An 8,704-nucleotide genomic window follows, 5' to 3' on the forward strand; every position below is an offset into this window, starting at 1 on the left:
CTGGAGACGGGCGTGCACCAGCCCGAGGCGCTCGCGTTCTATGCGCGCGCGGGCTATGCGCGGCGCGAGCGCTTCGGCGACTATCCCGACGATCCGCTGAGCGTGTTCATGCAGAAGAAGAAGGCGGCTGCGTAGCCGCCTGCATGAGCCCTTCGCCTCGCCGCGCTTCGCAGCCGGCGAACCCCTCAAGCCCGGCCAGYTCATCCAGGATCGGGCAATCCGGACGCTCGTCGCCTTCGCAGCAATGGGCCAGGCGCTCCAGCAGGCGCTGCATGTGCGCCAGCTCCTCAATCCGCTGCGCGAGGTCGTCGGCCCGCTCGAGCGCGACGCGCTTCACATCGAAGCTCGCGCGATGTCCGTCGCGCCACAAGGCGTGCAGCTCGACGACCTCCGGTGTTTCGAAACCCAGCGCGTGCGCCCTTCGCACGAAGCGCAGCGTCGGCACGGCGCGTTCGTCATAGAGGCAGCCATCGCCGTCGGTACGCGCCGTGCCGTCGAGCAGTCCGAGCGACTCGCAGTCGCGCAGCAGTTGCGCAGATGCGCCGGACCGCGCAACAACCTCGGCAAGAGACAAGCGTGCCCCAGCAGCCGGTACCGTGGGATGTTCCATGGAGTTCTCCTTCCAGAGCCAACAAAGAACAAAGTCTCGGCCTTCACACCGTGGGAGAGTCAAGAAGCCGCATGGTGGGCTTCCAAGATGAAGTCAGGGTAATCCCTTGGTTTCACGCCAAAACCCCTCGTTCCTGGCCCGCTACTTGCGATATCGTTCGAAAATGACAGAAAATTTTCTTATCTGACATATATTTGTAAATTCATTTTCATTGCGCGCACCCTTCGAGGTGCATCGCCCGCCCCATGAGCACCAACGTCGACACCAATGGCACCACCGTGGCCCAGCGCATTGCGCAGGCGCTGCCGCGGCTGACGCGTTCGCACCGCCAGGTGGCCGACTTCGTGCTGGAGCACCCGCTGCAAGTCGCCACGCTGCCGATCGACGAGCTCGCGGCCGCGGTCGGCGTGTCAGTGGCCACGGCCAACCGCTTTGCACGGGCGCTGGATTTCGACGGCTACGCCACCTTCCGCGCCGAGCTCGTGCGCGGCTTCGAATCGCTGGTGGCGCCGGTGGAGCGGCTGCGCGGCAACCTGGAACATCCGACCACGGTGGCCGAGGTGTTTGCCACCGCGCTCGACGAGAGCCGGCGCAACATCGAGGCCACGCGCCAGTCGCTCGACTACGCCGCCTGCGACGCCGCGGTGCAGCGCGTCCTGAAGGCGCGCTCGATCTACATCGGCGGCTTCGGCGCCAGCGCCTGGCTCGCGGGGCTGCTGCAGCACGGGCTGGACGGCAGCTGCAACGACGTGCGGATGCTGTCCAGCGTCAGCGGCGTCACGCATGCGGCGCGCACGCTCACGCACGCCGGCCCGCAGGACCTGTTCATCGGCCTGACCTTTCCGCGCTACCTCACCGACACGGTGGCGCTGGCGCAGATCGCCAAGGGCCAGGGCTGCGCCGTTCTGGCGCTGACCGACCGCCCGAGTTCGCCGCTCGCCCCGCTGGCCGACGTGGCGCTCTATTGCCAGACCGAAACCAGCTACCGGCCGAACTGCGAAACCAGCGTGCTGGCATTGATCGAGGCACTGACCAGCGCGGTGGCGCTGCGTGCGCCGCGCGCGGTGCAGTCCGCGAGCCGCATCCTGCAGGCGGTGCGGCCCTGGCTGCATGGCGCGCAGGGCCTGCCGCGGGCGGAAGTCTCCTCGGCACTGCCCGCCGGCGCGGCACCGGCCGGGGCCGCCAGGAAAAAGAAGAAAGCCTCCTCATGAAGAACAACAGCATCACGCCCGTCATCGCCATTCACGGCGGTGCCGGCACCATCAGCGCCGCCACCACCAGCGCGGCGCAGGCGCAGGCCTACCACGACGCCTTGCGCAAGATCGTGCAGGCCGCGCAGGCGCAGTTGCTCAAGGGCGCATCCGCGCTCGACGCGACCTGCCTCGCGGTCGAACTGCTCGAAGAGTGCCCGCTCTTCAACGCGGGCCACGGCGCAGTGTTCACGCACGAGGAAACCCATGAACTCGACGCCGCCGTGATGGACGGCGCCACGCTCGCGGCCGGCGCCATTGCCGGCGTCTGCCACGTGCGCCGCCCGGTGCGCGCCGCGCGTGCCGTGCTGGAGGACGGCGCGCACGTGCTGCTGGCCGGCGCGGGCGCCGAAGCCTTCGCGCGCGAGCACGGCCTTGAAATGGTCGAGCCCTTCTTCTTCTCCACCGAGGCGCGGCGCCAGCAGCTCTACCGCGTGCGCGACACCGGCCGCGTGGTGACGGACCACGAAGGCGCGGCCATGACGCCGCCGCTCGACGAGGACAAGAAACTCGGCACCGTGGGCGCGGTCGCGCTCGACATGCACGGCCACCTGGCCGCGGCCACCTCGACCGGCGGCATGACCAACAAGCGCGTCGGCCGCATCGGCGATTCGCCGCTGATCGGCGCCGGCACCTATGCCGACGACCGCACCGCCGCCGTGTCCTGCACCGGCAGCGGCGAAATGTTCATCCGCGTCGCCGCCGCCTACGACATCTGCGCCCGCATGGCCTATGGCGGCGCCACGCTCGAAGCCGCCACGCACGCCGTGGTGCACCAGTCGCTGCCCGCCATCGGCGGCACCGGCGGGCTGATCGCCATCGACCGCCACGGCAACCTGAGCCTCGCCTTCAACACCGAAGGCATGTACCGCGGCCACGCGCGCGGCGACGAGGCACCCGCAACAGCCATCTTCGCCTGACACGCACACGTTTTTTTCTCGCACCATGTCCTCCCCTTCCCTCGCCCTGCCAGACGGCCGCGTTCTCGCCGTCGACGATCTCACCGTGCGCTTCTCGACCTCCGAGCGCACGGTCGATGCGGTCAAGAACCTTTCCTTCCACGTCGACCATGGCGAAACGCTCGCGGTGGTCGGCGAGTCGGGCTCGGGCAAGTCGGTGACCTCGCTCGCGCTGATGCGGCTGGTGGAACACGGCGGCGGACGCATCCTGGGCGGACGCATGGCGTTTCGCCGCCGCAATGGCGAAGTGCTCGACCTCGCACAGGCGCGCGACACCGAGATGCGCAACATCCGCGGCGCCGACATCGCGATGATCTTCCAGGAGCCGATGACCTCGCTCAACCCGGTGTTCACCGCCGGCGAGCAGATTGCCGAGGCCATCCGCATCCACCAGGGCAAGAGCAACGCGGCCGCGCGCGCCGAGGCGCTGCGCATGCTGGAGCTGGTGCGCATTCCCGAAGCGCGCAACGTGCTCGACCGCTTTCCGCACCAGCTCTCGGGCGGCATGCGCCAGCGCGTGATGATCGCGATGGCGCTCTCGTGCAAGCCGCAGCTGCTGATTGCCGACGAGCCCACCACCGCGCTCGACGTGACCATCCAGGCGCAGATCCTCCAGCTCATCCGCGAGCTGCAGAAGGAGATGCGCATGGGCGTGCTCTTCATCACGCACGACATGGGCGTGGTGGCCGAGATTGCCGACCGCGTGCTCGTGATGTACCGCGGCGACAAGGTCGAAGCGGGCAGTTCCGATACGGTGTTCGCATCGCCGCAGCACCCCTACACCAAGGCGCTGCTGTCGGCCGTGCCCAAGCTCGGCGCGATGCAGGGCACCGACCTGCCCGCCAAGTTCGAGCTGCTGCGCACCGAGGGCACGCCCGAGACGGTGCCGTCCACCCACACCACGCCGCAGACCACCGTGCGCGAGGGCGCGGGCCCGATCCTGCGCGTGCGCGACCTCGTCACGCGCTTCGACGTGCGCAGCGGCCTGTTCGGCCGCGTGAAGCGCCGCGTGCATGCGGTGGAAAAGATCAGCTTCGACCTCTACCCCGGCGAGACGCTGGCGCTGGTCGGCGAATCGGGCTGCGGCAAGTCGACCACGGGCCGCTCGCTGCTGCGCCTGGTCGAGAGCCAGAGCGGCGCGATCGAGTTCGGCGGCCAGAACATCCGCGAGCTGCCCACGCGCGAGCTGCAGGCCCTGCGCCGCAACATCCAGTTCATCTTCCAGGACCCGTTCGCCTCGCTCGATCCGCGCGTGACCGTGGGCTTCTCGATCATGGAGCCGCTGCTCATCCACAACATCGCCAAGGGCGCCGAGGCGCAGCAGCGCGTCGACTGGCTGCTGCAGAAGGTCGGCCTGCCGCCCGAGGTGGCGCAGCGCTATCCGCACGAGTTCTCGGGTGGGCAGCGCCAGCGCATCGCCATCGCACGCGCGCTCGCGCTCAACCCCAAGGTGGTGGTGGCGGACGAATCGGTGTCGGCGCTGGACGTGTCGATCCAGGCGCAGATCGTCAACCTCATGCTCGACCTGCAGCGCGAGCTGGGCGTGGCCTTTCTCTTCATCTCGCACGACATGGCGGTGGTGGAACGCATCAGCCACCGCGTGGCCGTGATGTACCTCGGCCAGATCGTCGAGATCGGCCCGCGCCGCGCCGTGTTCGAAGCGCCGCAGCACGCCTACACCCGCAAGCTGATGGCCGCGGTGCCGGTGGCCGACCCGTCGCGCCGCCACAAGCCGCGCGCGCTGCTCGAAGGCGAGATCCCGAGCCCGATCCGCGCCGTGGGCGACGAGCCCGACGTGCCGCCGCTGGTGCAGGTGGCGCCCGGCCACTTCGTGGCACGGCATGCCATCGGCGGCGCCTTCTGAGCGACCGGCAGATTTTTTTCAACCCGCAGGCCCTCCTGCTTTTTTTCTCGAACCGACTGGAGTTTCTTTCCATGAAGCAATCTTCTTCCTCCCTGCGATGGGCATCGGCACTGCTGGGCCTGGCCGCACTGGCTGCATCGGGCACGGCGCTGGCCGCGAAAGACGTGGTGCTGTCGATCGGCTACCAGCCCGAAACGCTGGACCCGTACAACACCAACACCACCATCACCACGGCTGTGACCAAGACCTTCTATGAAGGCCTGTTCCAGTTCGACAAGGACCTGAAGGTGCAGAACGTGCTGGCCGAGAGCTACGACGTGTCGAAGGACGGCCTGGTYTACACCATCAAGCTGCGCACCGGCGTCAAGTTCCACGACGGCACTGACTTCAACGCAGAGGCCGTGAAGTTCGTGCTCGACCGCGTGCTCAACCAGGACAACAAGCTGCTGCGCTACAACCAGTTCAACCGCGTGGGCAAAGTCGAGGCGCTCAACCCGACGACCGTGCGCATCACGCTGAAGGAGCCCTTCGGCCCTTTCATCAACTCGCTGGCCCATGCCTCGGCCGCGATGATCTCGCCCACCGCGCTCAAGAAATGGGGCAACAAGGACATCGCTTTCCACCCCGTGGGCACCGGCCCCTTCGAATTCGTCGAGTGGAAGCAGACCGAAGCCGTCAAGGCGAAGAAGTTCGACGGCTACTGGAAGAAGGGCTATCCGAAGATCGACACGGTCTCATGGAAGCCGGTGCTCGAGAACAACACGCGCGCCGCGATGCTGCAGACCGGCGAAGCCGACTTCGCCTATCCCATTCCCTACGAGCAGGCCGACCTGCTGAAGAAGAGCGAGAAGCTCGAAGTGGTGGCCACGCCGTCGATCATCACGCGCTTCCTCACATTCAACGTGATGCAAAAGCCTTATGACAACCCGAAGGTGCGCGAAGCCATTGGCTATGCCATCAACAAGGATGCGCTCGCCAAAGTCGCCTTCAGCGGCTTCGCATTTCCGGCGCAGGGCTTCGTGCCGCAGGGTGTCAAGTTCGCCGAAAAGATGGCGCCGATCGGCTACGACGTCAAGAAGGCGAAGCAACTGCTCGCAGAAGCCGGCTATCCGAATGGCTTCGAGTCGGTCCTCTGGAGCCACTACAACAACAYGACCTCGCAGAAGGTGATCCAGTTCCTGCAGCAACAGCTCGCGCAAGTGGGTATCAAGCTGCAGGTACAGGCACTCGAGGTAGGCCAACGCGCCGAATGGGTCGAAACTTGGGCCGATCCGGCAACCGCCAAGGTGCGCCTGTACTACGTTGGCTGGTCGTCTTCTACCGGCGAAGCCGACTGGGCGCTGCGCCCGCTGTTCGCCTCGGAAGCCTGGCCGCCGAAGCTTGCCAACTACGCGTACTACAAAAACGACTTGGTCGACGGCAATATCGCCAAGGCGCTCGTCACAGTGGACGACAAGGAAAAGGCCGCGCTCTACAAGGCCGCTCAGGAACAGCTCCAGAAGGACTTGCCACGCATTCCGCTGGTCACGGAGCAAAACCTGTCGTCGCATGCCAAGCGGCTCTCGGGCGTGTTCGTGATGCCTGACGGCAACATCAACATCGACGCAATTGCAGTGTCGAACTGATCGCCGCCTCTTCGTTTCCTGACTGACTGTCCGGTGGGCGGTGGCACTGCGCCATCGCCCGCTCGCGACAACCGCACCCCATGCTGAATTACTTCCTCAAACGACTGTTGGGCCTGGTCCCGACTCTGCTCATCGTGGCAGTGTTGGTGTTCCTGTTCGTCCACATGCTGCCCGGTGATCCGGCGCGCCTTGCCGCCGGCCAGGACGCTGACGAGCAGACGATCGCCGTGGTGCGACAGGAGCTGGGCCTCGACAAGCCGCTGCCCCAGCAGTTCGTGAGCTTCTTCTCCCATATGCTGCAGGGCGACTTCGGCACCTCGATCCGCACGCGGCGGCCGGTGTCGATGGAGATCGGCGAGCGCTTCTTCCCCACGGTGATGCTGACCATCACCAGCATGGTGTGGGCCGTGATCTTCGGCATGGGCATCGGCATTGTTTCTGCCGTGTTCCGCAACCAATGGCCCGACCGGCTCGGCATGACGCTGGCCGTGTCGGGCATCTCCTTTCCGGCATTTGCCCTCGGCATGCTGCTGATGCAGATCTTCTCGGTCCAGCTCGGCTGGCTGCCCACGGTGGGCGCGAGCAGCTGGAAGCACTACATCCTGCCCTCGATCACGCTGGGTGCCGCGGTGGCTGCCGTGATGGCGCGCTTCACGCGCGCTTCGTTCGTCGAAGTGATCCAGGAAGATTTCGTTCGCACCGCGCGTGCCAAGGGCGTGCGCGAGCGCACCGTCATCATCAAGCACTGCCTGCGCAATGCGCTGATCCCGGTGGTCACGATGATGGGGCTGCAGTTCGGCTTCCTGCTGGGCGGCTCGATCCTGGTCGAGGCGGTCTTCAACTGGCCGGGCCTCGGGCGCCTGCTGGTCGACGCCGTGCAGATGCGCGACTACCCCGTGATCCAGACGCTGGTGCTGCTGTTCTCGCTCGAATTCATCCTGATCAACCTCGTGGTGGACGTGCTGTACGGCTACATCAACCCGACCATCCGCTACAAGTGAGGCAGCCGACATGACGCAAGCCACCGGCGTGACTGCCGAATCGATCACTCCGCCCGTCGTGGCGGTCCAAACTGCGGGCAAGGTCCGCACGCCCTGGGGCGAATGCTGGCGCCGCTTCAAGAAGCAGCCCGTGGGCATCGTCGCGGCGCTGTTCGTGCTGCTGCTGGTGTTCGTCGCGGTGTTCGCGCCGTGGATCGTGCCCTTCGACCCGGAGAACTTCTTCGACTACGACATGCTGAACACGGGGCCTTCGGCCACGCACTGGTTCGGCGTCGATCCGCTGGGGCGCGACATCTTCAGCCGCATCCTGATGGGTGCGCGCATCTCGCTGATGGCGGGCTTTCTCTCGGTGCTGGTGGGTGGCTTCGTCGGCACGGCCTTCGGCCTGCTCGCGGGCTACTACGAAGGCTGGTGGGACCGCATCGTGATGCGCATCTCCGACGTGCTCTTTGCCTTCCCCGGCATTCTTCTGGCGCTTGGCGTGGTTGCCATCCTCGGCAGCAGCATGACGAACGTGGTGGTGGCGGTGTCGGTGTTCAGCGTGCCGGCCTTCGCGCGACTGGTGCGCGGCAACACGCTGGTGCTCAAGCAGCAGACCTACATCGAGGCCGAGCGCAGCATCGGCGCGTCGGACTGGACCATCATCGTGCGGCACATCCTGCCGGGCACCATCTCGTCGATCGTCGTGTATTTTTCGATGCGCGTGGGCACCTCGATCATCACGGCCGCCAGCCTCTCGTTCCTGGGCATGGGCGCGCAGCCGCCGACGCCCGAATGGGGCGCGATGCTCAGCGAAGCCCGCGCCGACATGGTGACCTCGCCGCACGTGGCGCTGTTCCCGAGCCTGGCCATCTTCTTCACCGTGCTGGCGTTCAACCTGCTGGGCGATGCACTGCGCGACGCGCTCGATCCGAAGATCGACCGCGAATAACCCATCCATTTGATGCCAGCGAACTCCCTGCCCTACATCGGCACCTTGCTGCAAGGCACGCGCAACGCGATCACCGACGTCGAAGGCGTCACGGTCGGCCACCGCACGCTCGACGACGGCGGCGTGCAGACCGGCGTGACAGTGATCCGTCCGCATGCGGGCGATCCGTTCCGCGACAAGGTGCCGGCCGCCGCCGTGGTGCTCAACGGCTTCGGCAAGAGCGTGGGGCTGGTGCAGCTCGCAGAGCTCGGCGTGCTGGAGACGCCGATTGCGCTGACCAACACGTTTTCGGTCGGCACGGTGGCCACGGCGCAGGTCCGCCATTGCATAGCGGCCAACCCCGAGAGCGGCCGGTCGCTGCCGACGGTGAATCCGCTGGTCTTCGAGTGCAACGACGGTTTTCTCAACGACATCCAGCGGCTGGCCGTGACCGAGGCGGACTACCTGCGCGCGCTCGAGAGCGC

The 8,704-nt window shown here is 66.5% G+C and carries 9 protein-coding genes; 8 read left to right on the forward strand and 1 reads right to left on the reverse strand.

The window, feature by feature from the left end; genetic code table 11:
- Positions 1-135 (forward strand): N-acetyltransferase (locus AC1DOC_RS09160; RefSeq protein WP_478129695.1); only part of this gene is annotated, 135 nt, incomplete at its 5' end.
- On the opposite strand, the gene AC1DOC_RS09165 is transcribed toward AC1DOC_RS09160, so the two are convergent.
- Positions 107-610: a MerR family DNA-binding protein gene (locus AC1DOC_RS09165; protein WP_478081529.1), complete on the reverse strand. Its 504-nt coding sequence runs from the start codon at positions 608-610 to the stop codon at positions 107-109. The genes AC1DOC_RS09160 and AC1DOC_RS09165 overlap by 29 nt on opposite strands.
- 245 nt (positions 611-855) lie before the next feature.
- Here AC1DOC_RS09165 and AC1DOC_RS09170 point away from each other — a divergent pair, with 245 nt between their 5' ends.
- From AC1DOC_RS09170 to AC1DOC_RS09200, 7 genes are all read left to right on the forward strand, one after another.
- On the forward strand, positions 856-1,821 hold the full coding sequence (locus AC1DOC_RS09170; protein ID WP_012748101.1) for a MurR/RpiR family transcriptional regulator: 966 nt from the start codon (positions 856-858) through the stop codon (positions 1,819-1,821).
- Complete coding sequence (locus tag AC1DOC_RS09175) at positions 1,818-2,780, forward strand: isoaspartyl peptidase/L-asparaginase family protein (protein ID WP_478081530.1); 963 nt, start codon at positions 1,818-1,820, stop codon at positions 2,778-2,780. The genes AC1DOC_RS09170 and AC1DOC_RS09175 overlap by 4 nt, the downstream gene beginning before the upstream one ends.
- 25 nt (positions 2,781-2,805) lie before the next feature.
- The gene (locus AC1DOC_RS09180; RefSeq protein ID WP_436044141.1) at positions 2,806-4,683 is read left to right on the forward strand and encodes a dipeptide ABC transporter ATP-binding protein; all 1,878 of its coding nucleotides are present in this window, start codon (positions 2,806-2,808) and stop codon (positions 4,681-4,683) included.
- Positions 4,684-4,754: 71 nt separating this feature from the next.
- Entirely contained in the window at positions 4,755-6,308 is a 1,554-nt protein-coding gene (gene gsiB / locus AC1DOC_RS09185; protein ID WP_478129693.1) for a glutathione ABC transporter substrate-binding protein GsiB, read from the forward strand.
- 80 nt (positions 6,309-6,388) lie between these two features.
- The gene (gsiC, locus tag AC1DOC_RS09190; protein ID WP_278876341.1) at positions 6,389-7,309 is read left to right on the forward strand and encodes a glutathione ABC transporter permease GsiC; all 921 of its coding nucleotides are present in this window, start codon (positions 6,389-6,391) and stop codon (positions 7,307-7,309) included.
- Positions 7,310-7,319: 10 nt separating this feature from the next.
- A complete protein-coding gene (gene gsiD, locus AC1DOC_RS09195) occupies positions 7,320-8,240 on the forward strand; it encodes a glutathione ABC transporter permease GsiD (RefSeq protein ID WP_027730556.1) in 921 nt (306 codons plus the stop codon).
- A 12-nt stretch (positions 8,241-8,252) separates the two neighbouring features.
- Positions 8,253-8,704, forward strand: a 452-nt coding sequence (locus AC1DOC_RS09200) for a P1 family peptidase (protein WP_478129694.1), incomplete at its 3' end; no start/stop codon positions are given.

Source organism: Variovorax sp. 01T439_2 (assembly GCF_056398445.1).